Here is a 26470-nt window from a genome sequence, read left to right on the forward strand (position 1 = left end):
ATTCAGTCCTCCAGGGGCTGGGTGCCGCCGCGCTCGCGCTCCGGCAGGGTCTGGCCGGTCGCGGCGTAATAGACCATCTCCGCAACATTGGTCGCGTGGTCGCCGATCCGTTCGATATTCTTGGCGACGAACAGCAGGTGCGCGCACTCGCTGATCGTCTTGGGGTTTTCGACCATGAAGGTGACGAGCGTGCGGAAGACGCTGTTGTAGAAGTCGTCCACGACCGTGTCGCGCTCGATGACAGCGAGCGCGAGATCTGCGTCGCGTGCGGCGAAGGCATTGAGGGCGTCATGCACCATTTCAGCCGCGACTTGACCCATGGATGGAAGCAGCGAGACCGGCTCCAGCGTACGCTGGTTGGCGGCAATTAGCGGCACGCGCTTGGCGATATTCTTGGCATAGTCGCCGATCCGCTCGACCACACCGACAATTTTCAGCGCGGCGATCACGTCGCGCAGGTCGTTTGCCATGGGCGCGCGCAGGGCGATGACCTGGATCACCAGCTTTTCGACTTCGGCCTCGATCGCGTCGATGCGCTTGTCGTCGGCGACGACTTGCGCCGCGAGCGACTTGTCCTGACGTTGGAGCGCCAGCATCGCGTTCTCGATAGCGGCTTCGGCGCGCCCGCCCATTTCGGCGATGAGGCCGCGCAGCTTGTCGATTTCCTCGTCGAAAGCCTTGATCGTATGTTCAGCCATGTCTCGTCTCCCCCGGTTCAGCCGTAGCGTCCGGTGATATAGTCCTTGGTCCGCTCCTGACGCGGATTGGTGAAGATGTCCGATGTCACGCCATATTCGACCAGCTCGCCCAAGTGGAAGAAGGCGGTGCGCTGTGAAACGCGGGCGGCCTGTTGCATGTTATGGGTGACGATCACGATCGCGTAACGGCCGCGCAGTTCGTGGATCAGTTCCTCGATCTTGGCGGTGGCGATCGGGTCGAGCGCCGAGCAGGGCTCGTCCATCAGGATGACTTCCGGCTCGACGGCGATGGCACGGCCGATGCAGAGGCGCTGCTGCTGGCCGCCCGAAAGCGCGGTGCCGCTGTCGTGCAGGCGGTCCTTCACCTCGTCCCACAGACCCGCGCGGCGCAGCGACTTTTCGACGATGACGTCGAGGTCCGCCTTGCCATGGGCGAGGCCGTGGATGCGGGGGCCGTAGGCGATATTCTCGTAGATCGACTTGGGGAAGGGGTTGGGCTTCTGAAAGACCATGCCGACCCGGGCGCGTAGCTGCACCACGTCCATCGACGGGGCGTAGATATCCTCGCCATCTAGCGTGATCGTGCCTTCGACCCGCGCCGAAGCGACGGTGTCGTTCATGCGGTTGAGCGTCCGCAGGAAGGTCGACTTGCCGCAGCCCGACGGGCCGATGAAAGCCGTCACATTGTCCATGTCGACGTCGATCGAGACGCCCTTGATCGCCTGCTTTTCGCCGTAGAAGACCTTCACGTCGCGCGCGGTCATCTTGGTTTCGGTGGCGGGCACCAGTGTTTGCGGTTCGTGCATCATTGTTACCACCGTTTTTCGAACTTGTTGCGCAGGTAGATGGCGAGGCCGTTCATCGCGAGCAGGAAGACCAGCAGGACGATGATGGCGGCGGAGGTCTTTTCGACAAAGCCCTTTGAGACTTCGTCGGACCAGAGGAAAATCTGCACCGGGAGAACCGTTGCAGGGTCGGTGATCCCGCCCGGCGGCGTCGCGATGAAGGCGCGCATGCCGATCATGAGCAGCGGCGCGGTTTCGCCAAGCGCACGGGCCATGCCGATGATCGTGCCGGTGAGGATGCCGGGCAGGGCGAGCGGCAGGACGTGGTGGAAGACCACCTGGACCGGGCTTGCGCCGATGCCGAGCGCCGCGTCGCGGATGCTGGGGGGCACCGACTTGATGGCGTTACGGCCCGCGATGACGATGACCGGCATCGTCATCAGCGCCAGCGTCATGCCGCCGACCAGTGCGGCGGAACGGGGCAAATGCAGGAAATTGAGGAAGATCGAGAGGCCAAGCAAGCCGAAGATGATCGAGGGAACGGCCGCGAGATTATTGATCGACACTTCGATAATGTCGGTCAGCCAGTTCTTGCGCGCATATTCCTCAAGATAGACGGCGGTCGCGACGCCGATCGGGAAGCTCAGCACCAGCGTCACCAGCATGGTTAGCAGCGATCCCTTGAACGCGCCCCAGATGCCCACGCGGGTCGGGTCCGTACCGTCGCTGCCGGTCAGGAAGCCGCTGTTGAAGCTGGTCGAAAGCAGCCCCGCCTTTTCGAGGCGGTCCACTGCGGCTTCCGCTTCCGCTGTGCCGTCGCTCTTGGTGGCGAGATCGATCCCGGTCGAAGCTGGCAGGCGCAGGGTCTCCGTGCGGCCGAGAATATCGGGGTCGGCCTTGATCGCATCGCGAACGACCGTCCATGCGGCAGGCGACACCCATTCTTCGGCATCCGGGCCCAGCGCCTTCTTCACAGCCTCCCCCGTCACCATCGGCAGATTGGCGTTGGCAAGCGCTTCGTCCGTAATCGCCGAGGGATCAAGCAGGATGGGAGAGGCCGGGAAGTCGATCTTCACGGCGATTTCCGTCTGGCTGAAGCCGCGCAATCCATTGCCGAGCATGCTGAAGAGCAGGAAGGCGAGGAAGGCGGCTGACAGCCCCACGGCGAGAAGGCCGGCAGCCTTGAAGCGGCGTTCCGACGCATAGCGGCGGGCGATCCGCTTGCGCATTGCGTCCGACTTCCAGTCGGTGGGGAGGCGTTCGCTGTTCACAATATTGACCCCGTTCGCCCTGAGCCTGTCGAAGGGCTCTTCAGTTCTGGACGAGAAGTGAAGGGCTTCGACAAGCTCAGCCCGAACGGATGACGGATATGAAGGCTCATTCGTAAGCCTCGCGATATTTCTTCACGACCCGCAGGGCCACGATGTTGAGCAGCAGGGTCACGACGAAGAGGACAAGGCCAAGGGCGAAGGCCGCCAGAGTCTTTGCGCTGTCGAATTCCTGGTCTCCGGTCAGCAGCTGCACGATCTGGGTCGTGACGGTGGTCACGCTCGCGAAGGGGTTCAAGGTGAGGTTTGCCGCCAGGCCCGCAGCCATGACAACGATCATCGTCTCGCCGATCGCGCGGCTGACGGCGAGCAGCACGCCGCCGACGACGCCGGGAAGGGCGGCGGGGATCAGCACGCGGCGGATTGTTTCGCTGGTGGTCGCGCCCATGGCAAGGCTGCCGTCGCGCATGGATTGCGGCACGGCGGCGATGCTGTCGTCAGCCATGGAGGACACGAACGGGATGATCATCACGCCCATGACGAGGCCAGCGGCAAGCGCGCTTTCCGAAGAGGCACCCTGAATGCCGATCGCCACGGCGAGGTCGCGCAATGCGGGGGCGACGGTCAAAGCGGCGAAATAGCCGTAGACCACGGTGGGCACGCCCGCGAGCACTTCAAGGATGGGCTTCATCCATTTGCGGACGGTGGGGCTGGCATATTGGGTGAGATAGACGGCGCTCATCAGGCCGAGCGGGATAGCAACGACCATGGCGATGATCGCGCCGATGAAGATGGTGCCCCAGAATAGCGGGACGGCGCCGAACGCATCGTCATTGCCATAGCCCATCGCCGCAGACTGCGGGCTCCATTTGGTGCCGAAGAGGAAATCGAACGGGTTCACCATCGAGAAGAAGCGAAGGCTCTGCCACAGCAGCGATACGACGATGCCAAGGGTGGTGACGATCGCCAGAAGGGAGGCGATGAGCAATACGGCCATCACGAGCCTTTCAACCCGCGTGCGTGCCCGGAAATCAGGCCGCACGCGGGTGAAGGCGTAGGCGCCCCCGGCAAAGGCCAGCACCAGGGCCAGCGCCGCGCCAGCCATGCCATATTTGGCGAGCGCGTCACTATAGGGTTGGACAAGGCCCTGCGAGAGCGGGTTGAACGCTCCCGCTTGCGATCCCACCGCGATTGCCCGCGCTTCGCCCAATATCGCCGAGCGCGAGAAATCATCGGCTGGCAAGCCCTGCGCGGCTGGGCTGTGCAGCACATCCTGGGTAACGAGCCCAGGCGCGATGTTCGCCCAGATGGCGAGGAAGATCGCCGCCGGGACAAGCGTCCACAGCGCGACATACCAGCCATGATAACCCGGGAGGCTATGCACGGCATCGCGGCGGCCCGAGGCGCGCGCGGCGGTTTGCAGCCGCAGTGCGCGCGCCCGGGCGCTGACCCAGGCGATCGCGCCAAGGCCCGCCAGCAGCAGGAGGATTGCAGGACCTGTCATGTCTTCCGCTTACTTGAGCTGCGAACCGTCGAGAACGGCAAGCGACTTGATCGTTTCCGCGCTCGCCTTGCGCACATCATCAGGTGCGGCGACCATGCCACGCTTCGTCAGCGCGCCACTTGGACCCCAGTTGGCGGCGAAGCTGTTGAGGAAAGCCTGAAGACCTGGGATAGCGGTCATGTGCGCTTTCTTCACATAGATGTAGAGAGGACGCGCGCCGGGATATTTGCCGGTGGATACGGTTTCATAGGTGGCTTCGACACCGTTGAGCGAAACGTCCTTCAGCTTGTCCTTGTTTTCCTCAAGATAACTGAAGCCGAACACGCCAAGCGCATTGGGATTGGCGGCGAGCTTCTGGACGATCAGATTGTCGTTTTCGCCCGAATCCACATATTTGCCGTCTTCACGGACGCGGGTGCAGGTCGCCTTGAACTCGTCCTCGCTCTTTTCCTTGAGCGTCTTCATGGCAGGATCCGTCTCGCAGCCCTTGGTCAGCACCAGTTCGGCGAGCGAGTCGCGCGTGCCGCTGGTCGATGGCGGGCCGAAGACGCTGATGGCGGTCGCGGGAAGGCTCGGGTCGACGTCCTTCCAGGTTTCGGCCTTGTTCGGACCCTTGCCATATGGGTTCGCGGCAAGCGCCTCATAAACGATCTTGGGCGTCAGCTTGAAGCCGGGTCCGGCCTTCGATTCAGCGAAGGCGAGGCCGTCGACGCCGACCTGGATTTCGATGATGTCCTTGACGCCATTCTTCTGGCAATCTTCGAACTCGGCCTTCTTCATGCGGCGCGAGGCGTTGGCGATGTCCGGATATTGTGCACCGACGCCAGCGCAGAACAGCTTCACGCCGCCACCGGTGCCGGTCGATTCGATGATCGGCGACTTCATGCCGGAATTGCCCTGCACGAACATCTCGGCGACGGCCGTTGCGAAGGGGTAGACGGTGGATGAGCCAACCGCGCGGATCTGGTCGCGCGTTGCGCTGGCGCCGCCGCCAGATTCGCCGCAACCGGCGAGGGTAAGAGCGGCTGCTGCGGTAGCAGCCATCAGAGCGAAATGCTTCACGGATAGTCTCCTTGATCAAGGCCGCGATTCGCAATCGCCGCCCCCCTCCGGGCGCCTTAGCCGCGGTACGTCGCGCCTTTGTGACAATCCAATTGCACTTTTATGACATAGCCACCGGTCTGCCCACCGGATCGCAGATTTTCTTTCAAAGCCTGGATGCCGACATCTTCTCTTCAAGGGGCATTGGAGGCAGCAGCACGGTGATCGTCGTCCCTTTGCCGGGCGTGCTCGTGATGTCGAGCCTGCCACGGTGTCGTTCCACGATATGTTTGACGATGGCGAGGCCCAGGCCCGTGCCGCCCACGGCGCGGCTGCGGCCCGAGTCCACGCGGTAGAAGCGTTCGGTGAGCCGGGGGAGGTGATCGGGGCCGATGCCTTCGCCTTCGTCTGCGACCATCAGGCGGGTCATGCCGCTTGGGCCTGCGGCCAGGCTCACGCGGATCGGCGTGCCGGCTTTCCCATATTTGACCGAGTTGCCGATCAGGTTGTGCAAAAGCTGCGACAACTGCGGCCGGTCTCCGGCGACTTCCGGCAGGCCGGGGGTGACGTCCAGTTCCACCTCCCGGCCCCGCTCGCCATGGCTCGTCCGGAAGACGCCCACTACTTCAGCCGCCAATGAACCCAGATCGATCGGGCTGTCAGGCGCCCGATATTTTTCCGCTTCGATCCGGGAGAGGGAAATGAGATCGTCGATCAGCCGCTGCATCCGGCGCGCTTCGCCATCCATGATCTTCAGGAAGCGCTGCCGGGTATCATTGTCGCGGCCAAGGTCGGGGTCGCCGAGCGTCTCGATAAAGCCCAATATGCCCGCGAGCGGGGTGCGCAGTTCGTGGCTGGCATTGGCCACGAAATCGACCCGCATCTTTTCCGCTGCATAGGCTCCGCTATGGTCTGCAAGATGGACGAGCCGACGGATATCACCTTCAGCGCCGAGCGGCGCGATGCGCATCTGCCAGCGCTGATCGCGTGTCCCAAGGCCGACGAGGTCGAGCATCATGGCCTCCGACATGGGAGCGAGGCTCGCAAGCCGTTCGGCCGCGGCGGGATGGCGGATGGCTATGCGGGCGTCCTCACCTTCGATATGCGCGCCCAGCAAGCGTTGGGCGGCGCGATTGGCGCGGACGATCCGGCCGCGCTCGATCAGCATCAGCGGGTCGGTGATCGCCTCCATGAGGTCGGCAAAGTCCGGGTGGTCGGCGATATTGGCCGCTTGTTCGGCCGAAGAAGGCGGGACCGGTTCAAGCGGCGTTCCCTGCGCCGTGATAAGGAGGACGGCGATACCCGCAAGTACCGGGAGAGCTATGGCCCACAGGGGCGCGCCCATCAGCAATGTCGATCCGGTAGCCAGGAACAGCATGGCCAGCGAGGCGATGATCTGGGAAATGCTCAGTCGATTCATGGTTACCGTGCTGGATTATTGGCTGCTTTGCTGCAATGGCTGGCGCAATAACGTGGATTCTTTACGCTTTGGCAAGCGCGATAGCGGATCAGGATGATATGACAGAGCCATCGTCCGGACAGCATCTTTCCGATTCCGCACCTGCAGAAGGTACGGAGCGGGATGTCGATTCCATAGTGCCTTCGCGCCGCCAGATCTTGATGGGTGGCGCGGTGGCGGCTTCAGCGATCGTGTCCATTCGTCCGGCGCTGGCCAACACGGCTGCATCGGTGCTGAACTGCACCATCCCGGTTCCCGATCAGGCGCGGGCTGGCAAATATATCGCCCCCAATGGTCAGGTCGTTCCGGCTGGGACGGCGGGAGCCGTGCCCACGCAGGGACGCAGCTATAGCGGTGAGGAGGTCCGGCGGGCCCTGCGCGGCGGACGGCTGCCCGGCACCAGCTATGAGCAGAATCAGGCCTATCTGAACTATATCCGCCGCCTTCAGTCCGGGACCAGCGGCTTTACCTGCTACGCATCATTGCAAATGCCGCGTTAGGCAACTGCTTACTCCTGTCCGCTACAGAGGAGCGCCGCCAGGGAGTTAAAGCAGATCGTGACCGCAGAGCGTCGTTATCATCGAGACAAGGACGCTGTTGCATGCGTGCTGGAGGACATCACGCTCCTTTATCATCGCGCGTCGGGCCAGACGCATATGATGATCAGCCCCGTTCCGGAGATATTGGACGCCCTGGACGAGGAAGCTGATTCGACCGCGGCGCAACTGCATGCCCTGCTGGAACGTCATTATGATCTGGGCGAGCCGGAACAGGCCATCGCTGAGATCGAAGCGCATCTGGAATCGTTGACTGCGCTCGGTCTGGTGTGCCGGTCGTGAGGCACCAGCTTTCCCTGACGATCGGCCCTGCGTCCTTCCGCATCGGTTCCGCATGGCGCCAGCCGCTGCATCAGCTGGCGGAGCTCTATGCGGGCTATCCCCGGCCGAGCGGAGAGACAGCCGATTTCACCGTGAGGCTGGAGCCGACGGCTCTGCTGCGTAAGTGGTTCCGCCCGTCCATCTTCATAACGGGCGACCATGGGCTGGCGGATGCGGCGCCGATGAGCCTGAACCACGGGCTGCTCGCCGCCGAAATGGGGATGAACCTACAGATGGCGCTGGGTTGGCGGCGGCATCTGCTGCTCCATGCGTCGAGCGTGGAGAAGGACGGGCGAGCCCTTGTCATGACCGGCGAGTCCGGGTCCGGAAAATCGACGCTTGCAGCCCAGCTTGACGAACGCGGCTGGCGTCTCATGGGTGATGAATTTGCGTTGCTGGACCTGGTTACAGGGGAGTTGCTGCCGTTTCCCCGGCTCGTTTCGCTCAAGAACGGCGCCATCGACGTGATCGCCGCCGAAGTCTCCGCCGATCGCATGGGGCCTTTGTTGGGGAATACGGCGAAAGGGGACATCCGGCACCTCGTCCCCCGCGCCGATGCGGTTGCACGGATGCGAGAGGGAGCACGGCCCGCGCTGTTGCTTTTCCCGCGCTTCGGACATGCCGTCGATGTCCGGCCGGTTGGTCAGGGCGAGGTTTTCATGCGCCTGACCCAGGCTTCCACCAACTATGTCGCCTTGGGAGAAGCGGGCTTTGGCGCCCTGACCCGATTTGTGAAGCATGTCCCTGCGCGGGCCATCGACTTTCCTTCGGGAGAAGACGCGATCGCCATGGTCGAGCGCCTGTGGGAAGAACTCGCATGAGTGCGGCGCTGCTGGTGTCGGTTCTGCGGGATCCGGATGTGGTCAGCGCTCTGGATGGGGCTGGATGGAACGCGCTGATCGCGGCAGCGAGGGCGGAGCGGCTGATCGGAACATTGGCGCTGGCGCTCGATGAGCGGTGCGTGCCCGAGAGCGTCCGGCCGATCCTTGCCGATGCCCGGCTGGACGCTGCGCGGGAGGCGCGGCAGGCCCTGTGGGAGGCGGACAGAGCGGCGGAGGCGCTTGGGGAGCCAGTGTTGCTGCTGAAGGGCACCGCCTATGCTGCCGCTGGGCTGAAAGCCGGGGAAGGGCGGTTCATCGGCGATCTCGACATCCTGCTTCCTCAGAATGAGTTGAGCCAAGCCGAAGACCGGCTGATCGCGGCGGGTTGGGAGTGGGTCAAGGAAGACGCCTATGACGACGCCTATTACCGGCAATGGATGCATGAATTGCCGCCGATGATCCACCGTGAGCGCGACAGGATGATCGATGTGCATCATACGATCCTGCCGCTGACAGCGCGTCCGACACCCGATGTGGAGGTGATGCTGGCGGATGCGGTGCCGGTGACTGATCGTCTGATGGTGCTGGCGCCCGAGGACATGATCTGTCATTCGGCCGCGCATCTGTTCGCAGACGGCGACCTGGCGGGTGGGCTCCGCAACCTGTGGGATATTCATTGCCTGTGCTGCCAGTTTCGGGAACGGACACCGGATTTCGACCTGGCTCTGCTCAAAAGGGCTGCGGAACATCAGTTATATGCAGTGGTGTTGCGTGCGCTCAGGCTGGCGCATGGCTTGTTCGGCTCTCCTGTCCGCCAGCTTCGCGCGCCCATTCAGGCCGATTATTGCCCCAGATGGAGTGACCGCCTTTTCATTGCTCGCTTGCTCGCCCGCGATGGTTGGGGTCGCGAAACGCGCAAGTTGCTCCGCTTCGCATTTTACGTCCGTTCCCACTGGCTGCGCATGCCGCCGCTCATGCTGGCGCGGCATTTGCTGACCAAGTGGCGCAAGGGGCACCGGCCCGCCTAGCGATCGGGCCCCGCGCCAAGACCCGGGACGATCTGCGCAAGATTTTGAAGCGCCGCGAAAGGCGTCGGCTGTGCTGGCGGGGCTGTGGCAGGCGAGATTGCCATGCCCATCCACATGACATCATGCCACGCACCGAATTTGAAACCGACTTCCTTGTAGATGCCGACGTCTTTCATGCCCAGAGCGGTATGGATAGCCACGCTGGCCGGGTTCGGCAGGGTGATGCCTGCAAATAAACTGTGATAACCCTGATGGCGCAGCAGAGTGACCAACATGTCGTAGAGGCGCCTGCCGATGCCGCACCTCTGATGATCGGGGGCAAGATAGACGGAGATGTTGGCGGACCAATCATAAGCGGCTCGCGCGCTATGGGGTCCGGCATAAGCATAGCCGGCGACTTGGCCTTCCACCTCTGCGATCAACCAGGGATAGTCGGGCAGGCAGGCAGCTATCCTGGCCCTGAACTCTGCTGCGTCCGGCGGCACGCTTTCAAAGGAGATCACGCTGTTCAGCACATAGGGAGCGTAGATTGCTGCCACGCAAGGCGCGTCATCCTCTACCGCGATCCTTATCCTTGCCGTCATGTTCTAGGCCCCCCGATGCCGCGACTTATCGCTTGAGGATGTTGAGGGCGAGCACGGTCATGGCCTCGCTTGCGGTGGCGATGACCTTGTCGGCCTCTGGCGCCCAGAAGGGGCTGTGGAGGGAGGGTAGGGTGAGTTGACCGGCTGCTGCCTTTGCCATCTGGTCCGCGGGAACGCCGCCGACCCAGAAGATGAAGCTGTTGAGGTTCTTGTCAGCCCGGTAATAGCGGCCGAAATCTTCGCCCCCCATTGATGGCTTTGTCTCGATCACCCGGCCTTCGGGGAAGTGCGCCTTGAGCAGCCCCGCCATTTCATTGGCGAAGGCGGGCGGATTATAGGCGGCTGGCGTGAATTCATCTTTCACGGACACGATCGGCATTCGATCGTCAGGCACGCCTGCCGCAATGGCTTCGCCGCGCGCGATGCGCTTGATGCCCTGGATGAGGCGTTCGCGCGTTTCGTCGGAATAGCTGCGGACGGTGAGGAGCAGCTTGGCCTCGTCAGGGATGATATTATGCTTGGCGCCGCCCACGAAGCTGCCGACCGTGACGACAGCGGGGTCGAGAGGGTCCTGCTCGCGGCTGACGAGGGTTTGCAGCGCCCCCACGATCCGTGCGCCGAGCACGATGGGGTCCTTTGCAGTCTGGGGATAAGCGCCGTGGCCGCCGGTGCCGCGCACCACTATGTCCACGCTGTCGACATTGGCGAGCGTATAGCCTGGCGTGTAGCCGATGACGCCTGCCGGCAGATTGGCTGCGTCATGGAAGGCAATGGCATGGGTCGGATGGGGAAAGCGGGTGTAAAGCCCATCGTCCAACATCGCGCGTGCGCCGCGTCCGACCTCTTCTGCTGGCTGAAGGATCATGACCAGTGTCCCCTGCCAACGATCCTTCCTTGACGAGAGCAGATGGGCGGTTTCGATGAAGGCGGTCATGTGCGTGTCATGGCCGCAGGCATGCATCACGCCCGTTTCGATCCCATCCACCGTCTTGGTGCGCACTTTCGATGCGAAAGGAAGGCCGGTCTGTTCCGTGACCGGCAAGCCGTCCATGTCCGCGCGGATGAGGAGAACCGGTCCCTCGCCATTTTTCATCACCGCGACGACGCCGGTGCCGCCGACCTTCTCAGTCACATCGAACTTCATCGCCTTTAGGCGGCGCGCAAGCTTTGCAGCGGTTGCTGTTTCCTGTTCCGACAGTTCGGGATGAGCATGAAGGTCGCGGTAAAGCGTCATGAGGCCGCTCATGTCGCGGCTGACCTCAACATTTATCTCGTTCAGTTGCGGAACGGGAGACGTGTCAACAGGCGCGGCACCGGTCTGTGCAGTCGCGGCAGACGAAAAGGTGGCGGCGGCCATGATGAGATTGAACGCGTGACGCATCGGCTATTCTCCCTGTGGGACGGGAGCATAGGAAGATTTCGCGGCACAAGGAAAGTGGCTGACATGAAAAGGCGCCCGTCCTCGGGAGGACGAGCGCCTGATCCTATTCTGCCGCGACGGGATCAGAAGTGGAAGATCACACCTGCGGTCGGACGGAAGCTGTCGAAATCATAGGTTTCGGTCTGGAAGCGCAGGCGAATGCCGCTGTTGCCGGTGATGCCGCCAAGGCCGATATCCTTCGGACCAACTTCAACGCCGACGCCGTACATCCAGTCCTTGCGGTTCGGCCAGCCCTGCTTGCCGTTCACCCACTGGTAACCGGCCGAAGCGAAGATCATGCCGCTTTCACCAGCGCGCGCGCCGAAGCGGCCCTTCACGCCATATTCCCAGTCGATGTCCGAAAAGCCCTTGGTGGCGTTACCTTCGACGCCCACGAAGACGGGGCCGAGCGGGACATTGACGCCTGCAACGCCGCTGATGATCGCGCCGTTCATGATCGTTTCACCGGGTACGCTGCCGAATTCGGAACGGCGATCGAAGGTGTGATAGCCGCCCAGAATACCGACATAGGGTTCGATGCCGAAGGCTTCGGTCCCATCAGGTGCAGCTTCTTCCTGCGCATGAGCGAGCGAAGGCAGCGCCGCCAGCATGGCGGCTGCGAAAAGATACTTCTTCATATGTGGCTACTCCCTTGAGCCTTGATCATCAGATGCCCGAGGGTAACGGGAGCAGCCCCTTATGGTTTCCCCGCCAAAAACAATTGCTTCAGCAGCGTGGCAAAAATGCCACGGCTGTCACTGTGCCGTCCAGCCGCCATCTATGGTCATATTCGCGCCTGTGATGTTGGCTGCTGCATCGCTGCACAGGAACAAGGCCATGGCGGCGACCTGGTCCACCGTCACGAATTGCTTGGTCGGTTGTCCTGCCAGAAGGACATTGTTCATCACCTGCTCGCGCGTCATGTTCCGCGCCTTCATCGTGTCGGGAATCTGGTTCTCAACCAAGGGAGTCCAGACGTAACCCGGCGAGATGCAATTGGCGGTGACGCCGAAGGTGGCGAGTTCCAGCGCCAGCGTCTTGGTGAACCCCGCAAGGCCGTGCTTGGCGGTTACATAGGCGCTTTTGAAGGGCGATGCCCTCAATGAATGGGCGCTGGCCGTCTGGATGATGCGCCCCCATTTCCTTGACTTCATATAGGGGATGGCGAGGCGTGAGGTGTGGAAGGCGCTGGTCAGGTTGAGCGCAATAATGAGGTCCCATTTATCGACCGGGAATTCTTCGACCGGAGCGACATGCTGCATGCCCGCATTGTTGATCAGGATGTCGACGCCGCCGAAGGCACTTGCCGCTTCCTGCATCATGGCTTCGATCTCGGAGGCCTTGGTGAGGTCGTGCCCGCTGTAGAGCGCCTTTGCTCCGCTGGCCTGTTCCAGCGCCTGCCGCTCCTGCTCGATCGCGGCGCTGTCGCCGAAACCGTTGATGATGATGTTCGCACCCTCGGCCGCGAGGGTCTTGGCATAAGCAAGGCCGATGCCGGAGGTGGAGCCTGTGATAAGCGCTGTCTTTCCGGCGAGGGACTTGGTCATGCGTTCTTCTCCTTGAGAGTGTCGGGGGCCTGAAGATCGAAGGTGGCGCTTTTGCCGTTGATGATGTTGCGCGCGATCAGGTCGCCCTTGTGCATCACCTCTTCCACGGCGTCGCGGCCCTGACTCCAATGATCCAGCATGGTGGAACGGGAAAATTCAAAGTCGCGCGCGCCGCTTTCCCAGGCGCGGCTGCGATAGATGAGGTGGACGATGTTGACAGATCCACGGTCGAGATATTGTCTGAGGCGCAGGGCGTCGGCATCGTCCCTCAGGTCCGGCGGCAACTTGTCCAGCAATGCCTTGATCGCCTTGTGCTCGCGGCGCAGGCGCAGATATTGATCGGTCACCTGACGGGTGCGGCTGGAATATTGAATGTCCTTGGCGCGGGAATAGACGTCCGTCATCTGGCGCGGCATCGGACCTTCGGCAGGGAACAGGTCGACCTGAAAGACGAGCATGTCGTCATTTTGATGTTCCAGCACATGGGCGAGGGGCGTGTTGGACACGATGCCGCCGTCCCAATAATGCCGCCCGTCTATTTCGACCGGCGGCAAGCCCGGAGGAAGGGCGCCGGAAGCCATGATATGCCGCGCGTCGATCCGCGTACGTCCATGGGGTCCGCGCGTGTCCCAGTAGGCGAAGTTGCCGCTTTCCACGTCCACCGCGCCGACCGAAAGGCGAACCGGCCCATCGTTCAGCAGGTCCCAATCGACGCAGGCATCCAGCGCTTCTTTAAGAGGCGCGCTGTCGTAGAAGCTGATCGCCCCTGGCGTGCCTTCCGGCATCAGCACGGAAGGCCATAGGCGCGGGCGGAACATGCCGGGCACGCCAAAGGTCGCGACCGCGCCAGCCGCCATCAGATGAGCCGCCTCGCGAATATGATCTATTTCGGGGAGGACGATATTGGGAAGTCCGCCGGACACCGTCAGCCAGAACTTCTTCATGCGGCTGATGCGGCGATGCGGTGGATTGCCCGCGATGATCGCCGCGTTGACTGCTCCGATCGAGATGCCTGCGACCCAACTCACGTCGATGCCCAGTTCGTCCAGGCGTTGGTAAACCCCGGCCTGGAAGGAGCCGAGCGCTCCGCCACCCTGCAGCAGCAGCGCGACTTCTTGCGGCAGAGGGAGCGGCGTGCCTGCCCGGCGCGGGATTTGGGGATCTATGTCGGCCATGTCGCAGTGCAATATAACGACAAGCGCGGAGGTTCCAACTTAATGTGCTGTAACAATCCGATCAGCTGAAGCAACCAACTCCATATCGCAGCCGTTCCAACCCTCGCAGCAATCAGCTAGGCAGGTGAGGAAAGAGAGGGCGTCATGCGGCTGGACGATGAACGGGAAAGCTCGAATTTCGAGGTTCAGAGCGGCCGTGGCGGCTTCGGAGGCGGGCTAGGTGGCGGCCTTGGCATGCTGTTGCCATTCATCGGCAGCCGATTCGGCTGCGGCGGGATCGTGGTCGTGCTTATCATCCTGGCGGTCATGGGGGTCAATCCGCTCAGCCTGATAGGGGGCGGGGGTGGCGTTCAGCAGAATGTCTCGGTCAGCCGCGATCCCCAGAAATTATCGGAAATCCAGCATTGGTCGCTCAAGGTGCTAGGATCGACGGAACGGGTCTGGGGTCAGATTTTCCAGCAGTCCGGCCAGCAATATCAGCCGACCGTCTTGTCCTTCTACTCACAGGCTGGGGCGTCGGGCTGCGGCGCCGCGCAAAGCGCGATGGGACCTTTCTACTGCCCGAACGACAAGAAGGTTTATCTGGACACCGATTTCTTCACAGAGCTTCGCCAACGCTTTGGCGCGCCCGGGGACTTTGCCCAGGCCTATGTGATCGCGCATGAAGTCGGCCATCATGTGCAGGACCTCGAAGGCACTTTGGGCCAGGTGCAGCAGCGCCAGCGGAGCGTCGGCGAGGAAGAAGGCAATGCCTTGCAAGTGCGCGTCGAATTGCAGGCGGACTGCTATGCGGGCGTCTGGGCGAAGCGCACGGGGCTGATGGAAGCGGGCGACCTGGAGGAAGGGATGACAGCCGCGCAATCGATCGGCGATGACACATTGCAGAAGGCAGCCGGACGTCGCCCCGTACCGGAAAGCTTTACCCATGGGTCCAGCGAGCAGCGGATGACCTGGCTGCGTAAAGGGCTGGACAGTGGCGATCCTGCTCAATGCAACACTTTTGCGTCGGCAGCGCGATGAGCGCTCTTTTCAGGGATCAGAATTGAGGAGCGTCCAAACTTGCATCCGCATCATTGTCTGCCGCTCCGCTTTCCGGAGCAGATGATGTGCCGGGAAGCCCGTTTCCGGGTGAGAGAAAGGGTTTTCCAGCCTCCGGCATCGGTTGGCCGAACGACATGGGCGGGGATGCGGGCTGCTCCGCGGCAGGCGTTGCGATAGGTTGCGGCGACGGGACGGCTTGCTCAACGACGGGCCGCATGGGAGCGGACATGTTCTGCGCAGGCACGTGAGGCGCGAGCCCCTGAACCATCAGGATGATCAGGGGTGCCGCCACCAGCGTAATGACAGCAAAAGCCTTGTAGAGCATGCAAGCGCATCCTGGATCAAAGAGGCGCTCGTCTTAACGGTTTGCGGTAAATAAAGTCCTGCCGCCAGCCTCAGTGTCGGTCGAGCTTGTCCAGCAAATCGAGCATGTCCGAAGGCAAGCTCTCGCGTCCTGCGCGAAAGGTGGAACGAAGCGCATTGCCAACGCCTTCATATGGCTGAGGCACGCCCACGGTCATAAAACTGCGGTCAGCGCTCGCTCGCCCATTGCCCGATCGGCTTGCTGATTTGCGCTGCATTTCCATGTTCATACAACGGGCATAGGCGGGAAAAGTTTCTGGCTTTCAGTGCAGCCTCGGGCGATAGCTCCGCCATGATCGGAGAAGTTGCGTGACGGATTGGGCGGCGGCATTGGAGCGGATGCGGGCGCATTCGCCGTTTCTTGCCAGGCAGATGGACCGGTTTCCGGATGTGACGGGCTTGCTGGCTGCGGGTGATGTCGACGCGGCACTCAATGCGGCGCGTGACGTGTCTGGTCCCGATGACGGCATCGCCAGGTCGTTGAGACGGCGCAAGGGCGCATTGTCGCTGGTGACGGCTGCTGCTGACCTGTCATGTGCGTGGGACCTGAACCGCGTTACGCGTACCCTGTCCGCCTTTGCCGACCAAGCCCTGGAAGAAGCGCTGCTCGCGACCTTTGCCGAACGCTATCCGGATGCGGAACCTAAAGGGTTCGTCGTTCTCGCATTGGGCAAACATGGCAGCCGCGAACTCAACTACTCGTCCGACATCGATCCGATCCTGCTCTACGATCCGGCTACCTTGCCACATGGCGAGCGGGAGGACCCGGCGGATGCGGCTGTGCGGATCGGCAGGCGGGTCAGCGAACTCCTGAACGCGCGCGATGGCGACGGCTATGTGTTCCGCGTGGACTTGCGGTTGCGGCCATCGCCTGAAGCTACCCCCATTGCGCTGCCGGTGGAGGCGGCGATCGGCTACTATGAGTCGATGGCGATGGGATGGGAGCAGTCGGCCTTCATCCGCGCTCGCCCGGCAGCCGGGGACATGGCGCTGGGTGACTATTTCATGCAGCAGATCCGCCCATTCGTATGGCGGCGGAGTCTGGATTTCGGCGCGATCGATGCCATCACGGATATTTCGCGGCGGATACGCGACCATTATGCGCAGGGTCAGGCTTTCGGGCCTGGCTATGACCTGAAACGGGGACGCGGGGGCATCCGTGAGGTCGAGTTTTTCGCCCAGACTCACCAGCTGATCCATGGCGGGCGCGATCCGGCGCTGCGGTCGGGAAATACGCGGGAGGCGCTGCAAGCCCTGGCGGCGGCGGGGCTGTTCGATGCCGAAGTGTCCCGGAAGCTCGACGAGGCCTATGTTCTGTTCCGCACTATCGAGCACAGGCTGCAGATGGTGGAGGATCGGCAAACGCATGAGCTGCCCAAGACCGCTGAAGCGATGGACAATGTGGCGCGGCTGCATGGGCTGGAAACCGGCGGCGATCTGATCGAGCTGCTGCGGCCCAAGGTGGAGTGGGTCGGAACCAATTATGACCAGCTGACACCAGCCCAGAAAGCTGAGTCGCTGTCGCATGATGAAGAGCGGCTCGCGGACCAGCTGGCCGAGATGGGCTTTGCTGATCCGGAAGCGCCGGTTGCGCGGATCGGGTGTTGGCGTACAGGGACGGTCAGGGCGTTGCGTAGCACGGCCTCCAGGGAAGCGCTGGAAGATTTGTTGCCGAACCTGATGCGGACGCTCGCCGCCGCTCCGGACCCAGTGCGGGCGCTTAACCGTTTGGACGACCTGATCGGGCGGTTACCGAGCGCGATCAACTTTTTCAAGCTGCTGGCGGCGCGGCCGGGTCTGGCGGAGTTGATGGCGGAGCTGCTGAGTCACGCGCCGACTTTGGCGGATGCGTTGGGGCGGCGGGCCGAGCTGCTCGATGGTCTTATCGATACATCGGCGTTCGATCCGCCGCCTGCGGTGGAGCAGCTCGCGGAACAGTTCACGCAGCTGGAGCAGGGGGAGGATTATCAGGCGCTGCTGGATCGTGTGCGGCAGCGCGTCAATGACCGGCGGTTCGCGCTGGGGGCCCAGATCATTCGTGGAAGCGATCCGCTGGAGGCAGGGCGCGGCTATTCGCGGGTGGCGGAAGCCGCGATCGAGGCGCTGACGCGGGCGACCATCCAGGAATTTGAAGCGGTGCATGGGCGGGTGCCGGGGGGCGAGATGCTGATCCTGGCGCTGGGCCGATTGGGCGGGGGCGTGTTGACGCATGCTTCTGATCTGGATCTGGTCTATCTTTTTTCCGGCGATTTCATGAAGGAATCCGATGGAAAAAAGCCGTTGGGGGCGACGCAATATTTCAACCGCTTGGGGCAACGCATAACCAATGCGTTATCGGTTCAGACTGCCGCCGGGCCGCTTTATGAGGTGGATACGCGGCTTAGGCCATCGGGCGCGCAGGGGCTGCTGGCGGTCAGTCTCGACAGTTTCGCCAAGTATCAGCGTGAGGAAGCCTGGACCTGGGAGCATCTGGCGCTGACGCGGGCGCGGCCGGTGTTCGGGTCCGCAAGCGGCCGGGCTGCGTTGAGCGCCATACTTGCCGAGACATTGGAGCGGCCGCGCGATTTTCCGGAACTGGCGCGGCAGGCGGTGAAGATGCGGAGTGACATTGCCAAACACAAGCCGCCTGCCAGCGAACTGGACGTGAAGCTGGTGCCGGGAGGGCTGGTCGATCTGGAATTCCTGATCCATGTGTCGCAGTTCAAGCATGAGATGGCGTTCAATCCCGATCTTCGCGCGGCGTTGGATGAACTGGTCGGGGCGGGCCATCTGCCAGCCGAGCTGATCGATGCGCACGACCTGATCACGCGATTCCTGATCGTGTCGCGGCTGGTGTCGCCCAAATCGACGGAGCCGCCGGAAGCCACCCGTCCGCTCGTCGCGCGGGCATGCGGCGTCGAAAGCTGGGACGCGCTGCTTGAAAGCTATGCGCAGGCCCGGCAAAGGGTGGGCGATGCCTGGGCCGCGCTGTCGGCGCCCTATTCGGAGGAAGAAGATGCTGGAAGCCGGTGATAGCCTGCCGAACGTGACGTTGAAGGATGCGGACGGCGCCGACTTCACGCTGGAGCGGTTCAGAGGCCAGCCGGTGGTCGTCTATTTCTATCCCAAGGCGGACACGCCGGGCTGCACGAACGAGGCGAAGGACTTTACGGACCTATCGAGCGAGTTCGCCGCGCTGGGCGTACCGGTGGTGGGCATTTCCAAGGACAAGCCCGCCAAGCTCAAGAAGTTCGCTGATAAATATGGCCTCAACGTCACGCTTGCTGCCGACGAGCCGGGCGACGCATGCGAAGCGTTCGGCACCTGGGTCGAAAAATCCCTCTACGGCCGCAAATATATGGGGATCGAGCGGGCCACGTTCCTGGCGGACGCATCGGGCAAGATCCTGCGCGTGTGGCCCAAGGTGAAGGTGAAGGGCCATGCTGCCGAGGTGCTCGAGGCCGCGAAAGCGCTTTGATTTTGCCGCGCGAGATTGAAGGCGTAAGCCAGGCCTGCGCGCATGTACTGATGACGCCGGAGCCGCGAGCCAAGCTGATGGCGGCGCGCGCCGCCTCCCGGTGCTGGCGGCAGGGCCGGTTGGCACATCGCTTTGATGCCGCGATGCCGGATACGCCTGCGCGGCCGGATGCTCCGTTGCTGTTGCCCGCCAACCAGATGCCCAAGCGCGGCAAGATCGGTTCCGATCGGTCGCGGATCGCGATGCTGCATGCGCTTGCCCATATCGAGTTCGTGGCAATCGACCTGGCGTTTGACCTGATCGGACGGTTTGGAAGCGCGTTTCCGCAAGGCTTTGTCGATGACTGGATGCAGGTGGGCGCGGAGGAAGCGATGCATTTCGCCTTGCTGGACCGGCGCTTGCGGCAGTTGGGGAGCTTTTACGGTCAATTGCCCGCGCATGACGGATTGTGGCAGGCGGCGTCCGAAACCGCGCAGGATGCAATGGCACGTCTGGCGATCGTTCCGATGGTGCTGGAAGCGCGTGCGCTGGATATCACGCCGTCCACGATCGCGCGGTTCGAAAGCATCGGGGACATTGTATCGGCACGCATGTTGCGCCGCATTATGACAGATGAGATTCGCCATGTGGCGGCGGGGACAAGGTGGTTCGAACATGCGGCGAAGCGAGAGGCGCTGACCCCCGCAAATCATTACCAAATCCTTGTAAAACGCCATTTTCGCGGGTCGCTCAAACCTCCGTTCAACGACTCGGCGCGTCGACAAGCCGGTTTAACGCTGGATTTTTACGGCGCGCTTGCACAATGAGACGGGAAATGTCCTTTTGATGATGCGGGTGGCGATCTAGGTCGCATTTGGTCAACACGGGGAGCGCCGAGAGGCTTAAAGAGCCTCCGGAGGATAAGTCGGGGTCGGCATGTTGTTTCTTCGTTCTATGAATGCGCGTGGCGCGCGATGGTTCCTGTCTGCGTGCAAGTCTGTTGGTGTGATGAGTGTGGCGGGTGTGTTGTGCGCCGCCGTCCCGGCCCAGGCAAAGGCGGTCGGTGACGATCCCTATGGGGAGGCGTCGGAAATCAACAACAGCGCGCTCGGTCCTGCCGACATCGGTTTTTCCAATCTCTTTTCCAGCATGCAGCGGCTTGATGGTGGCGTGAAGGCCGCCAACAACAATATCCCGACCGGACGCCCGGTGCTGAAGCTGTCGCTGACGTCCAACTTCGGCGTTCGTTCCGATCCTTTCAATGGCGGCGCGCGGATGCACAAGGGCATCGATATTCCAGGGCCCGTCGGCACCCCGATCTACGCTACCGCAGATGGCATCGTGAGCCGCGCCGGTTGGGCCAGCGGCTATGGCAATCTGGTCCAGATCACCCATGGTGGCGGTCTTGAGACCCGTTACGGGCACATGTCCAAGCTGGTCGCAGCTCCCAACAGCTTTGTCCGTCGTGGCCAGCTGATCGGCCTGATGGGATCGACGGGCCGCTCGACCGGCAGCCATCTTCACTATGAAGTCCGCGTGGATGGTCAGGCGATCAACCCCATGCCTTTCGTCACCGGCCCCGACGTCCTGGTGGCGATGAACACGAAGCCGCCGATCGCGATGGGCGGCCCGACCAAGGCGCAGGAAAAGGAAGCCGATTAACGGCCAAGCCGCTTTGCGTGCAAAGGCTCGGCGCCGATGGGTTGCCGGGCCTTTTGCTTGACCTTATCTAATGAGCATGTCTGACATCGACCTTACCCCTTCCGCCGCTGCCCGTGTGGCCGCGATCGCCGCCAAGCAGGGCAAGCCAGCGATCCTGCGGCTTGCCGTCGAGGGTGGCGGATGTTCGGGCTTTCAGTACCGGTTCGGTTTGGCCGATGCGGTGGAGGCGGACGACCTGGCCGTGGAGCGGGATGGCGTGACGTTGGTCGTAGATGATATCAGCCTGGACCTGGTGCGCGGCGCGGCGGTGGACTTTGTGTCTGACCTGGGTGGATCGGCGTTCAAGGTGACGAACCCCAATGCTACCGCTGGCTGCGGCTGCGGATCGAGCTTTTCCATTTAATCTTGGGGGCTCCCTTGTCTAAGGGCTGCTGTTCTCTTTAGGGATGCGCGGGAGGAGAAAAGCCCCATGCGCATCGCGACATTCAACATCAACGGCATCAAGGCGCGATTGCCGCGCCTGCTGGAATGGCTGAACGAAACGCAGCCCGATGTCGCCTGCCTTCAGGAAATCAAGACTTCGGACGAGACCTTCCCGCTGAAGGACATCGAGGATGTCGGCTATGGCGCGATATGGCACGGGCAGAAGGGCTTCAACGGCGTTGCCATATTGGCGCGTGGCGAGACGCCGGCCGAGATACGCCGGGGTCTGGAGGGGGAGCCCGAGGATGAGCATAGCCGCTATATCGAAGCCGATGTGAAGGGCGTGCGCGTCGCCAGCATCTACCTGCCCAATGGCAATCCGCAGCCGGGGCCGAAATTCGATTACAAGCTGCGCTGGATGAAGCGCTTGCGCGATCGTGCAACGGAAATCTGGACGGAGGAAGTGCCCGCCATCCTTGCTGGCGACTATAATGTCATCCCACGCGACCGGGACGTCTATTCGGTCAAGGCCATGGCGGACGACGCGCTGATGCAGCCGGAGAGCCGCGCCGCTTACCGCCGATTGCTGGGCGACGGGTGGACCGACGCGATCGCGAGCCGCCACCCCGCAGGCGGGGTGTGGACCTATTGGGATTATCAGATGAACGCCTGGCCACGCGACGCCGGTTTCCGCATCGACCATCTGCTGCTGAGCCCTGCGGCGGCCGATCGCCTGGTGGACGCACAAGTGGACAAGGATTTTCGCGGGCGGGAAAAAGCAAGCGACCACGCGCCGACCTGGGTCGAACTGCGCGAGTAATCAGGGCCTGCTCGATCAGGCGTCATTACCGGAATCTTCAGCTTTTGCCTTCAAAAACAGCGGCAACTGATCGATTTCCAGGATTGAAGCATGCCCATCGACAAGCAGCAGAAAGTTTCCGTCATTGGCCTTGGCTATATCGGGTTGCCCACTGCGGCCCTGATTGCGCGCGGCGGAGCTCAGGTCGTGGGCGTGGATGTCAGCGCCCATGTTGTCGAGACGGTCAATTCGGGCCGTGTCCATATCGAGGAAGTTGATCTCGACGGCCTTGTCCAAGGCGTTGTTGCGCGTGGAAATTTGCGGGCCAGCCTGACCGTCGAACCAAGCGATGTCTTCATCATCGCAGTGCCCACTCCCGTGGCGGAGGATCGCGCTCCCGATATTTCCTATGTGCTGAACGCCGCACGGACCGTTGCCGAGGTGTTGAAGGCGGGCGACACGGTGATCCTGGAGTCCACCTCGCCGGTGGGCACGACCGAAGCGATGCGGGACCTGTTCGCGCAACTTCGCCCTGACCTGAAGATGCCGGGCCCCGGCACTGCGGGAGACGTGGCGATTGCCTACTGCCCAGAGCGCGTTCTGCCGGGCCGCATCCTTGTCGAACTCATCGACAATGACCGTTGCATTGGCGGCATCACGCCACGATGCGCCCGCAAAGCGCTAGCCTTTTACCGCCAGTTCGTGCGCGGCGCATGCATCACCACCAGCGCGCGTGCTGCCGAAATGGTGAAGCTGGTCGAAAACAGCTTCCGTGACGTTAACATCGCTTTCGCCAACGAATTGTCCGTCATCGCCGAGGGCATGGACATCGATGTGTGGGAAGTGATCCGGCTCGCCAATCGCCATCCACGCGTGAACATCCTTCAGCCCGGACCGGGCGTTGGGGGACATTGTATCGCTGTCGATCCCTGGTTCATCGTGCATGGGGATCCCGAAAACAGCCGCCTTATCCGGGCGGCACGGGAAGTGAATGATGCGAAGACGGACCATGTTGTTGCAAAGGTATCGGACCTGATCGATGACTTTGCGGGCGAGGACGTCGCTTGCCTTGGCCTTGCGTTCAAGGCGAACATCGATGACTTCCGGGAAAGTCCGGCGGTGAAAGTGGCGAGCCGCCTCGCCCGCCGCTATGGCCGCCGGATCAAACTGGTCGAGCCCTATGCCGACGCCTTGCCGATGGAATTTGCAGGCACTGGGGCGGAACTGATCGATCTCGATACGGCACTGGAACAATGTGGCGTATTCGTCATTCTGGTTGATCATGACATGTTCAAATCAGTTCCGGTGGACGAGCGTCTTGGCAAGGCGGTTTATGACACGCGTGGGGTATGGCCCGACCAGCCTCGCCGTCTGCCGCACGATCAGCCGGGGCGTATCGCGGTCTGACCGACTGCGGACCGTTGCGCGAGCGCGTGGCCGTGGTTGCCATGACCATTTCGCCTCGCTAACCCCACCGCAGGCATCCGCCGTCTGGCGGAATGCCTGAAATATGTGGGGAATTTGTCATCGATGGGCAGGCCGACCGACAGGACGCATCAGACTTTGGGCATCCTCTTCGGCTGCGCCCTGCTTGGCGGATGTGCTACGGTCGAAGATGCCCCGCGTGAGGCTGCGGCCTATGCGTTGATGCCTGCCGCTCCGGCGGTGGGCATGGATTATCGCATCGCGCCCGACGATGTGCTGCGCGTGCAGATCTATCATGAGCCCGGACTTTCTCTGGAAGATGCCGAGGTGACGGCGGCAGGCATGATCCGAATGCCGTTGATCGGAGACGTGCCGGTCGCCGGGCTGTCGGCGGGCGAGGCCTCCGACGTCATCGCGGGCAGGCTGGGCGAGCGTTATCTGGTCTCGCCGCAAGTCACCGTCTTCGTAAAAAAGGCCGTAGGCCGCCGCATCACGGTGGATGGAGAGGTGAGGGAGCCTGGGCTCTATCCCATCGAAGGGCGCACCGGGCTGCTGCAAGCCGTCGCCCTGGCGAAGGGTCCCAGCCGCCTTGCGAGCCTGAAGCAGATCGTCATTGTCCGTCAGGTGCAGGGCCAGCGGCAAGCAGCCAAGTTCGACCTGGACGCGATCCGCAAGGGTGAGGCGGCTGATCCTGAGGTCCTGCCCGGTGATACAATCATTGTCGGCCTGTCACGGGCGAAAGCGATCCTTGGCGGCACATTGCTGGCTCTCCCGGCGCTGGGAGCGGCCTTCATAGCGCTGGACGGAGATCGTTGATGGCGGGGCGTATCATCCGCATCGACAATGACCACGCCTCCGCGATGCCGGAAGGGCGTAGCGCTCGCATGGTGACGATCGCTCGTTCCGCCTGGACAGCGATATGGCGGCACCGCATCATCCTGTTGGTCACCATGGCGCTTTGCGTATTGGCGGGCATCATCTTCATCCTTCTCTCCACCCCCGATTATCGCGCGACCGCGTCGGTAGAGGTCGAGGATGTGCCGGCAGGAGCGGCGCGGGCAGGGGCGACCCAGCGGCCGATTGCGCCCGCAGACAATGAAGCGCTGATGCAAACCGAGCAGGAAGTGCTGCGCAGCCGCGCGCTTGCGGAAGATGTCGCGCGCGAGTTGGCGCTGGTGGGCAGCCGCACCTTCTTCGACGGCATGAATGAACGGCGCCCCGAGCGGGGATCGGGATCGCTCAGCCAGCGGCAGGTGGAAACAGAGGCGGTGATCAACCTTCTCCGCGAAAATCTGGACGTGCAGCTGCCCGGCAAAAGCCGTGTCATCCGCATCAGTTTCACGAGCGCGGACCCGACGCTATCGGCGCGGGTGGCGAACAGCTATGCCGACAGTCTGATCCGGGCGGACCTGAAGCGAGGTTTTGAGTCCGGGGTTCAGGCGCGGCGCTTCCTGTTGGGTGAACTGGATGCCGCTCGCCGCGATCTGGAGCGCGCCGAGCGAGACCTTGCAACCTATGCCGCGAGGAATGGGTCGCCTTCCCAAACCGCTGGCACCAGGGATGGTCCGCCTGACAGCTCCGCGGGCACGACCGCGACCCGGCTCGCGCAACTCAATGCCTTTCGCGCCCAAGCCATGGCAGACCGGATCGCGGCGCAGAAGCGCTGGGAAAGCGCGCGTCTGTCGAGCGTCGAGACGCTGCCTGAAGTGCTGAACAATGGCGCCATGCAACAGTTGATGGCGCAGCGGGCGCAAGCCCGGGCATCAGTCGTGGAGGAACGGCAGTTCCGCAAGGATGCCCATCCGGAAATGAGGGAGGCGCGCGCCCGGTTGGCGGCGCTCGACGATCAAGCTGCGGCAATGGCAAACAGCATCCGCGCGTCCCTTCGGGAGCAGTTTGACGTTGCCGTCCATGGCGAAAAACAGATCGAAGCCGAGATCGCGGGCGTGGAGCGCCAGGCGCAGGCGGAACGTGGCCGCGGCGTGCAGATGAGCATCTTGGAGCGGTCGGTCGATACGTATCGATTGCTGCATGACAGCCTGCTCCAGCGCTATCGCGACATGGCATCGCAGGCGGGTTTTCAAGCAGGGCGCATTCAGCCGCTGGACCGTGCCGCCGTTCCTTCACGACCGTCTTCCCCCAACATCGGCACCACCATGCTGATGGCCTCGCTTGGAGGTCTGCTGCTGGGCTTGCTGATGGTTGCGGGACGGCATGTGTTCGATGACGCCGTGACGTCTGCCGACACATTGGCGGAGCGCGCTAACATGCCGTTGCTGGGTACGGTCCCCGTGACCGACAAGCCGGCTGCGGAAACCTACGTCCCCATTGCATCTTCGCTGTTGCTTGCCTCCTCCGCAGGATTGCCGAAGTCGATCTTGGTCAGCAGCGCTCAGGAAGGAGAGGGGAAGTCTTCGACCGTCCACGCCTTGGCCTTGGCGCTGGCCAAGCTCGACCGCAAGGTGCTGGTGATCGACGCCGATATGCGCAGACCGCGCCAGCATGGCCTGTTCGGCATCACGCCTGACCGGGGCCTCAGCGAGGTCATGACGGGGCAGGCGAAGCCGGAGGACGTAACCGTGCAGAGTGGAATTCCCGGCGTATCGCTGCTGCCCAGCGGCGCCATACCGCCTAATCCGGCAGAGCTATTGTCAACCTCCGCTCTGGATGTGCTGCTGGCGAACGTCCAGGGCGGCTATGATACGGTTCTGATCGACGCGCCCCCTATCCTGGGGGTTCCCGATACGTCGCTGCTGGCAGCAAAGGCAGAGGCGGCGGTGCTGATCGTGGAATGGGGCCGCAATCATCATGGCGGATTGCGCGTGGCAGTGGACCGTCTGCGCCGAGCGGGCGGTGCGATCATCGGTGCGGTGCTGACAAAGCAGCAGGGGCGCGCCTTCGAATATGAGTATCACAGAAACGGTTAGTGCATTTTCGAAGCAGACGTATCTGCTGGCGTAAGAAATGCGGAAGACCAAAGCTGATGGAGCATGGTCCGATCCGGTCGATCGGATCTTTCATTAGTGCCGCGTGAATGGCGTTAGTCACAGCCCCGTCCGCATGATTTATGGACGTATTCCTCAGCCAGCAGACGGTATTGGCCGCTGAAGAAT

26 protein-coding genes are annotated in these 26470 nt (G+C 62.6%); 14 read left to right on the forward strand and 12 right to left on the reverse strand.

Going from position 1 to position 26470, the window contains the following annotated elements; all coding sequences use genetic code 11:
• Nucleotides 1-2: 2 nt before the first annotated feature.
• The 6 genes from phoU to MU848_RS05680 all read right to left on the reverse strand — a co-directional run bounded on the left by phoU (nt 3) and on the right by MU848_RS05680 (nt 6716).
• Nucleotides 3-698 (reverse strand): phosphate signaling complex protein PhoU, encoded by a 696-nt coding sequence (gene phoU, locus MU848_RS05655; protein ID WP_097091996.1) that lies wholly within the window; start codon nt 696-698, stop codon nt 3-5.
• A 17-nt stretch (nt 699-715) separates the two neighbouring features.
• Nucleotides 716-1504 carry a phosphate ABC transporter ATP-binding protein PstB gene (gene pstB, locus MU848_RS05660; protein WP_028055672.1) on the reverse strand — a complete coding sequence of 263 codons (789 nt, stop codon included), beginning with the start codon at nt 1502-1504 and terminating at the stop codon, nt 716-718.
• 5 nt (nt 1505-1509) lie between these two features.
• Complete coding sequence (gene pstA, locus MU848_RS05665) at nt 1510-2754, reverse strand: phosphate ABC transporter permease PstA (protein ID WP_247230756.1); 1245 nt, start codon at nt 2752-2754, stop codon at nt 1510-1512.
• A 106-nt stretch (nt 2755-2860) separates the two neighbouring features.
• The gene (pstC, locus tag MU848_RS05670; protein ID WP_247230758.1) at nt 2861-4255 is read right to left on the reverse strand and encodes a phosphate ABC transporter permease subunit PstC; all 1395 of its coding nucleotides are present in this window, start codon (nt 4253-4255) and stop codon (nt 2861-2863) included.
• Nucleotides 4256-4264: 9 nt separating this feature from the next.
• Nucleotides 4265-5317: a substrate-binding domain-containing protein gene (locus tag MU848_RS05675; RefSeq protein ID WP_247230760.1), complete on the reverse strand. Its 1053-nt coding sequence runs from the start codon at nt 5315-5317 to the stop codon at nt 4265-4267.
• Between the two features lie 145 nt (nt 5318-5462).
• Nucleotides 5463-6716, reverse strand: a complete 1254-nt coding sequence (locus tag MU848_RS05680; protein ID WP_247230761.1) for an ATP-binding protein — start codon at nt 6714-6716, stop codon at nt 5463-5465.
• 98 nt (nt 6717-6814) lie between these two features.
• On the opposite strand from MU848_RS05680, the gene MU848_RS05685 reads away from it, so the two are divergent.
• Genes MU848_RS05685 through MU848_RS05700 form a run of 4 tightly spaced genes read left to right on the forward strand, consistent with a single transcriptional unit; the run spans nt 6815 to nt 9482 of the window.
• Nucleotides 6815-7255, forward strand: coding sequence for a hypothetical protein (locus MU848_RS05685; RefSeq protein WP_380800343.1), 441 nt, complete (start codon nt 6815-6817; stop codon nt 7253-7255).
• A gap of 57 nt (nt 7256-7312) precedes the next feature.
• On the forward strand, nt 7313-7594 hold the full coding sequence (locus MU848_RS05690; RefSeq protein WP_097091991.1) for an HPr-rel-A system PqqD family peptide chaperone: 282 nt from the start codon (nt 7313-7315) through the stop codon (nt 7592-7594).
• Nucleotides 7591-8454, forward strand: coding sequence for an HprK-related kinase A (locus tag MU848_RS05695; protein WP_247230763.1), 864 nt, complete (start codon nt 7591-7593; stop codon nt 8452-8454). Before MU848_RS05690 ends, MU848_RS05695 begins: the two co-directional genes overlap by 4 nt.
• Nucleotides 8451-9482, forward strand: coding sequence for a nucleotidyltransferase domain-containing protein (locus MU848_RS05700; protein ID WP_247230765.1), 1032 nt, complete (start codon nt 8451-8453; stop codon nt 9480-9482). Before MU848_RS05695 ends, MU848_RS05700 begins: the two co-directional genes overlap by 4 nt.
• Here MU848_RS05700 and MU848_RS05705 read toward each other — a convergent pair.
• The 5 genes from MU848_RS05705 to MU848_RS05725 all read right to left on the reverse strand — a co-directional run bounded on the left by MU848_RS05705 (nt 9479) and on the right by MU848_RS05725 (nt 14208).
• Nucleotides 9479-10066 carry an arsinothricin resistance N-acetyltransferase ArsN1 family B gene (locus MU848_RS05705; protein ID WP_247230767.1) on the reverse strand — a complete coding sequence of 196 codons (588 nt, stop codon included), beginning with the start codon at nt 10064-10066 and terminating at the stop codon, nt 9479-9481. The genes MU848_RS05700 and MU848_RS05705 overlap by 4 nt on opposite strands.
• A 25-nt stretch (nt 10067-10091) precedes the next feature.
• Nucleotides 10092-11447 (reverse strand): amidohydrolase, encoded by a 1356-nt coding sequence (locus MU848_RS05710; RefSeq protein ID WP_247230769.1) that lies wholly within the window; start codon nt 11445-11447, stop codon nt 10092-10094.
• Nucleotides 11448-11569: 122 nt separating this feature from the next.
• Nucleotides 11570-12124 carry an opacity protein gene (locus MU848_RS05715; protein ID WP_097091987.1) on the reverse strand — a complete coding sequence of 185 codons (555 nt, stop codon included), beginning with the start codon at nt 12122-12124 and terminating at the stop codon, nt 11570-11572.
• A 117-nt stretch (nt 12125-12241) separates the two neighbouring features.
• Nucleotides 12242-13033, reverse strand: coding sequence for a 3-hydroxybutyrate dehydrogenase (locus MU848_RS05720; RefSeq protein ID WP_247230771.1), 792 nt, complete (start codon nt 13031-13033; stop codon nt 12242-12244).
• On the reverse strand, nt 13030-14208 hold the full coding sequence (locus MU848_RS05725; RefSeq protein WP_247230772.1) for a DUF3734 domain-containing protein: 1179 nt from the start codon (nt 14206-14208) through the stop codon (nt 13030-13032). Before MU848_RS05725 ends, MU848_RS05720 begins: the two co-directional genes overlap by 4 nt.
• Nucleotides 14209-14352: 144 nt before the next feature.
• Between MU848_RS05725 and ypfJ the strand changes: the two genes are divergently transcribed.
• Nucleotides 14353-15228 (forward strand): KPN_02809 family neutral zinc metallopeptidase, encoded by an 876-nt coding sequence (gene ypfJ / locus MU848_RS05730; RefSeq protein ID WP_247230774.1) that lies wholly within the window; start codon nt 14353-14355, stop codon nt 15226-15228.
• 16 nt (nt 15229-15244) lie between these two features.
• On the opposite strand, the gene MU848_RS05735 is transcribed toward ypfJ, so the two are convergent.
• Nucleotides 15245-15574 carry a hypothetical protein gene (locus tag MU848_RS05735; protein ID WP_247230776.1) on the reverse strand — a complete coding sequence of 110 codons (330 nt, stop codon included), beginning with the start codon at nt 15572-15574 and terminating at the stop codon, nt 15245-15247.
• A gap of 377 nt (nt 15575-15951) precedes the next feature.
• On the opposite strand from MU848_RS05735, the gene MU848_RS05740 reads away from it, so the two are divergent.
• From MU848_RS05740 to MU848_RS05780, 9 genes are all read left to right on the forward strand, one after another.
• Nucleotides 15952-18624, forward strand: coding sequence for a bifunctional [glutamine synthetase] adenylyltransferase/[glutamine synthetase]-adenylyl-L-tyrosine phosphorylase (locus tag MU848_RS05740; protein WP_247231672.1), 2673 nt, complete (start codon nt 15952-15954; stop codon nt 18622-18624).
• The gene (bcp, locus tag MU848_RS05745; protein WP_247230778.1) at nt 18608-19069 is read left to right on the forward strand and encodes a thioredoxin-dependent thiol peroxidase; all 462 of its coding nucleotides are present in this window, start codon (nt 18608-18610) and stop codon (nt 19067-19069) included. The genes MU848_RS05740 and bcp overlap by 17 nt, the downstream gene beginning before the upstream one ends.
• A 50-nt stretch (nt 19070-19119) precedes the next feature.
• Nucleotides 19120-19875 carry a ferritin-like domain-containing protein gene (locus MU848_RS05750; protein WP_247230780.1) on the forward strand — a complete coding sequence of 252 codons (756 nt, stop codon included), beginning with the start codon at nt 19120-19122 and terminating at the stop codon, nt 19873-19875.
• Between the two features lie 109 nt (nt 19876-19984).
• Nucleotides 19985-20710, forward strand: coding sequence for a M23 family metallopeptidase (locus tag MU848_RS05755; protein ID WP_201514620.1), 726 nt, complete (start codon nt 19985-19987; stop codon nt 20708-20710).
• A 76-nt stretch (nt 20711-20786) separates the two neighbouring features.
• Nucleotides 20787-21113, forward strand: a complete 327-nt coding sequence (gene erpA / locus MU848_RS05760) for an iron-sulfur cluster insertion protein ErpA (protein WP_247230782.1) — start codon at nt 20787-20789, stop codon at nt 21111-21113.
• A 66-nt stretch (nt 21114-21179) separates the two neighbouring features.
• Nucleotides 21180-21953: an exodeoxyribonuclease III gene (gene xth / locus MU848_RS05765; RefSeq protein WP_247230784.1), complete on the forward strand. Its 774-nt coding sequence runs from the start codon at nt 21180-21182 to the stop codon at nt 21951-21953.
• Nucleotides 21954-22043: 90 nt separating this feature from the next.
• Nucleotides 22044-23339 (forward strand): UDP-N-acetyl-D-mannosamine dehydrogenase, encoded by a 1296-nt coding sequence (gene wecC / locus MU848_RS05770; protein WP_247230786.1) that lies wholly within the window; start codon nt 22044-22046, stop codon nt 23337-23339.
• A 123-nt stretch (nt 23340-23462) separates the two neighbouring features.
• The gene (locus MU848_RS05775) at nt 23463-24173 is read left to right on the forward strand and encodes a polysaccharide biosynthesis/export family protein (RefSeq protein WP_247230788.1); all 711 of its coding nucleotides are present in this window, start codon (nt 23463-23465) and stop codon (nt 24171-24173) included.
• Nucleotides 24173-26284 carry a GumC family protein gene (locus tag MU848_RS05780; RefSeq protein WP_380800351.1) on the forward strand — a complete coding sequence of 704 codons (2112 nt, stop codon included), beginning with the start codon at nt 24173-24175 and terminating at the stop codon, nt 26282-26284. The genes MU848_RS05775 and MU848_RS05780 overlap by 1 nt, the downstream gene beginning before the upstream one ends.
• Nucleotides 26285-26470 lie beyond the last annotated feature (186 nt).

Source organism: Sphingobium agri (assembly GCF_023051225.1).
GTDB lineage: Bacteria > Pseudomonadota > Alphaproteobacteria > Sphingomonadales > Sphingomonadaceae > Sphingobium > Sphingobium agri.

What these genes read in the sequence shown, in the direction of transcription:
- ypfJ (WP_247230774.1), top strand. Translation starts at nt 14,353, where the DNA reads ATGCGGCTGGACGATGAACGGGAAAGCTCGAATTTCGAGGTTCAGAGC.
- MU848_RS05740 (WP_247231672.1), top strand. Translation starts at nt 15,952, where the DNA reads ATGCGGGCGCATTCGCCGTTTCTTGCCAGGCAGATGGACCGGTTTCCG.
- erpA (WP_247230782.1), top strand. Translation starts at nt 20,787, where the DNA reads ATGTCTGACATCGACCTTACCCCTTCCGCCGCTGCCCGTGTGGCCGCG.
- wecC (WP_247230786.1), top strand. Translation starts at nt 22,044, where the DNA reads ATGCCCATCGACAAGCAGCAGAAAGTTTCCGTCATTGGCCTTGGCTAT.
- bcp (WP_247230778.1), top strand. Translation starts at nt 18,608, where the DNA reads ATGCTGGAAGCCGGTGATAGCCTGCCGAACGTGACGTTGAAGGATGCG.
- MU848_RS05685 (WP_380800343.1), top strand. Translation starts at nt 6,815, where the DNA reads ATGACAGAGCCATCGTCCGGACAGCATCTTTCCGATTCCGCACCTGCA.
- MU848_RS05735 (WP_247230776.1), bottom strand. Translation starts at nt 15,574, where the DNA reads ATGCTCTACAAGGCTTTTGCTGTCATTACGCTGGTGGCGGCACCCCTG.
- phoU (WP_097091996.1), bottom strand. Translation starts at nt 698, where the DNA reads ATGGCTGAACATACGATCAAGGCTTTCGACGAGGAAATCGACAAGCTG.
- MU848_RS05710 (WP_247230769.1), bottom strand. Translation starts at nt 11,447, where the DNA reads ATGCGTCACGCGTTCAATCTCATCATGGCCGCCGCCACCTTTTCGTCT.
- MU848_RS05780 (WP_380800351.1), top strand. Translation starts at nt 24,173, where the DNA reads ATGGCGGGGCGTATCATCCGCATCGACAATGACCACGCCTCCGCGATG.
- MU848_RS05705 (WP_247230767.1), bottom strand. Translation starts at nt 10,066, where the DNA reads ATGACGGCAAGGATAAGGATCGCGGTAGAGGATGACGCGCCTTGCGTG.
- MU848_RS05755 (WP_201514620.1), top strand. Translation starts at nt 19,985, where the DNA reads ATGTTGTTTCTTCGTTCTATGAATGCGCGTGGCGCGCGATGGTTCCTG.
- pstB (WP_028055672.1), bottom strand. Translation starts at nt 1,504, where the DNA reads ATGCACGAACCGCAAACACTGGTGCCCGCCACCGAAACCAAGATGACC.
- MU848_RS05775 (WP_247230788.1), top strand. Translation starts at nt 23,463, where the DNA reads ATGGGCAGGCCGACCGACAGGACGCATCAGACTTTGGGCATCCTCTTC.
- xth (WP_247230784.1), top strand. Translation starts at nt 21,180, where the DNA reads ATGCGCATCGCGACATTCAACATCAACGGCATCAAGGCGCGATTGCCG.
- pstC (WP_247230758.1), bottom strand. Translation starts at nt 4,255, where the DNA reads ATGACAGGTCCTGCAATCCTCCTGCTGCTGGCGGGCCTTGGCGCGATC.
- MU848_RS05725 (WP_247230772.1), bottom strand. Translation starts at nt 14,208, where the DNA reads ATGGCCGACATAGATCCCCAAATCCCGCGCCGGGCAGGCACGCCGCTC.
- MU848_RS05680 (WP_247230761.1), bottom strand. Translation starts at nt 6,716, where the DNA reads ATGAATCGACTGAGCATTTCCCAGATCATCGCCTCGCTGGCCATGCTG.
- MU848_RS05750 (WP_247230780.1), top strand. Translation starts at nt 19,120, where the DNA reads ATGACGCCGGAGCCGCGAGCCAAGCTGATGGCGGCGCGCGCCGCCTCC.
- MU848_RS05715 (WP_097091987.1), bottom strand. Translation starts at nt 12,124, where the DNA reads ATGAAGAAGTATCTTTTCGCAGCCGCCATGCTGGCGGCGCTGCCTTCG.
- MU848_RS05700 (WP_247230765.1), top strand. Translation starts at nt 8,451, where the DNA reads ATGAGTGCGGCGCTGCTGGTGTCGGTTCTGCGGGATCCGGATGTGGTC.
- MU848_RS05720 (WP_247230771.1), bottom strand. Translation starts at nt 13,033, where the DNA reads ATGACCAAGTCCCTCGCCGGAAAGACAGCGCTTATCACAGGCTCCACC.